The organism is Pontibacter sp. HJ8 (genome assembly GCF_054824225.1).
Map to the genome: position 1 here is coordinate 1 of NZ_JSYF01000503.1, position 2,109 is coordinate 2,109.

1 protein-coding gene is annotated in these 2,109 nt (G+C 47.9%); it reads left to right on the forward strand.

The features are described 5' to 3' along the window. Nucleotides 1–1,891, forward strand: a 1,891-nt coding sequence (gene rpsA, locus OB13_RS18605) for a 30S ribosomal protein S1 (RefSeq protein ID WP_461491687.1), incomplete at its 5' end; no start/stop codon positions are given. Nucleotides 1,892–2,109: the final 218 nt, after the last annotated feature.

Genomic DNA, 2,109 nt, shown 5'->3' on the forward strand with positions numbered 1-2,109 from the left:
TAATTCTCCAGATAATTTTGATTGGGACAAATTTGAATCCCAAGGTTTCGGCGGCGGCTACAGCAAAGACGAGCGTGCCGAAATGGAACAAATGTATGGCGACACCCTGACTACCGTACAGGAGCAGGAGGTTGTTAAAGGAACCGTGGTAGGTATCACTGAGCGTGACGTGATCCTGAACATCGGTTTCAAATCTGATGGCCTGGTACCGGTTTCGGAATTCAGAGATCTTCCTGACCTGAAAGTAGGTGACGAGGTTGAAGTATTTATCGAAGACCAGGAAGACCCGAACGGTCAGCTTATCTTGTCCCGCAAGAAGGCGAAGATCGTTAGCGCCTGGGCTAAAATCTATGACGCACTTGAGAATGACAACATTCTGGAAGGCGTTGTGAAGAGAAGAACCAAAGGTGGTCTGATCATGGACCTCTACGGTGTTGAAGCCTTCTTGCCAGGTTCTCAGATCGACGTGAAGCCGATCCGTGACTTCGACGTGTTCGTTGGTAAGAAGATGGAAGTGAAAGTTGTGAAAATCAACGCCGCTTTCGACAACGTGGTAGTATCTCACAAAGTATTGATCGAGAAAGACCTCGAGCAGCAGCGTGCAGCCATCCTGAACAACCTCGAAAAAGGTCAGGTTCTGGAAGGTGTTATCAAGAACATGACAAACTTCGGTGTGTTCATCGACCTTGGTGGCGTAGACGGTCTGCTACACATCACAGATATCTCATGGGGACGTATTAACCATCCGGAAGAAGTATTGAACCTGGATCAGAAGGTGAACGTGGTAGTGCTTGACTTCGATGATGACAAGAAGCGTATCTCTCTTGGCATGAAGCAGCTTACTCCGCACCCTTGGGATGCATTGCCAGCTGAAATTGAAGTTGGCTCACGCGTGAAAGGCAGAATCGTAAACGTGGCTGACTACGGCGCATTCCTGGAATTGATGCCAGGTGTTGAAGGTCTTATCCACGTTTCTGAAATGTCCTGGTCGCAGCACCTGCGCAACCCACAAGACTTCATCAAGCAGAACGATGAAGTGGAGGCGGTTGTGTTAACGCTTGACCGTCAGGAGCGCAAAATGTCTCTGGGCATTAAGCAGCTTACTGAAGATCCTTGGACAAAAGAAAATGTTATCACGAAGTATGCAGTAGGCACCAAGCACACAGGCGTAGTTCGTAACCTGACAAACTTCGGTCTGTTCCTGGAACTTGAAGAAGGTGTTGACGGTCTGGTACACGTATCTGACCTGTCTTGGACTAAGAAAATCAAGCACCCATCTGAGTTCGTGAAAGTTGGTGAAAACCTGGATGTAGTTGTTCTGGAGCTGGACGTAGCGAACAGAAGACTTGCTCTTGGTCATAAGCAACTGGAAGAGAACCCTTGGGATACTTTCGAATCTGTATTCAACGTAGGTTCTGTTCACAAGGCGTCTGTTCTGGAGAAATCTGAGCGTGGTGCTACACTGGAGCTGCCATACGGCATCGAAGGTTTCGCATTCCCGAAAGGTCTGACGAAAGAAGACGGTTCTCAGGTTGAAGCAGGTGAAGCGCTTGACTTCCGTGTAACGGAGTTCTCTAAAGACGATCGTAAGATCATCCTTTCGCACACATCTACGCACACTGAGACGGCTGACGCTGCCCGAGTAGCAAAAGCTACGAAGAAAGCTGCTCCGGCTGGTGGTGAGAAGAAAGAAGCGAAAGCTCCTAAAGTTCAGAAAGAAGCCGATCGTTCTACGCTTGGTGACCTGGATGCTCTTTCTGCCCTGAAAGAGAAAATGATGGACAACGAGAAAGAAGCTGGCGTGAAGAAACTGGAGGCTGCTGCAAAGAAGTCTAAAGGTTCTGACGAAGCTGCTGGCGAGGAGTCTGCAGAAGAAGAGAACAACGCTTAATCTTTAAGCTTGTCTGATAAGAAAAGGCCCTGGAGCAATCCGGGGCCTTTTTTTGTTTTATAGCTTTTCAGGTATAGCAGAACGGGTGCTCTTACTTCCATTTGTTTATGTGGAAGTATTTTAATTCATTGGATAGCTTCTATCCCTTCGTGGAAGCCGTACCCAGCAATCAGGAAGATACCATACCATACCACTACCAAGTAACCTTTGACGCTGTC